Origin of the sequence: Sphingomonas sp. CCH5-D11, assembly GCF_001557395.1 — a bacterium.
Taxonomy (GTDB): domain Bacteria; phylum Pseudomonadota; class Alphaproteobacteria; order Sphingomonadales; family Sphingomonadaceae; genus Sphingomonas.
The window spans coordinates 1-326 of the sequence record NZ_LSKH01000302.1 but is presented as its reverse complement, the minus strand read 5'-3'; the positions used below and the strand labels follow the sequence as shown (position 1 = coordinate 326).

Here is a 326-nt window from a genome sequence, read left to right as displayed (position 1 = left end):
CTGCCCGGCTGGCTCCCCACGCTGTTCCGCCGCAACGGCTCCACCGCGCTGACCGACCGGCGTGGCGAGTGCGTCTATGCCGGCTGCCCGCATTACCGGAAATGCTTCATCGAGCGCGCGGCGCGCGCGTCGGCGGAGGCGGACATCGTCATCGCCAATCACGCCTTGGTGATGGTCAATGCCGCCCGTGGCCGCGAGCTGGCGACGCGCCCGACGCGCTACGTGTTCGACGAAGGCCATCACCTGTTCGACGCGGCGGATTCGATGTTCGCCACCGCGCTGACCGGGCAGGAGACGATCGAGCTCCGCCGCTGGATCATCGGGCC

General features: G+C 69.9%; 1 pseudogene. It reads left to right on the top strand.

From position 1 onward, the window contains the following. Positions 1–326, top strand: a pseudogene (locus tag AX702_RS18170) (ATP-dependent DNA helicase); the annotation flags it as partial.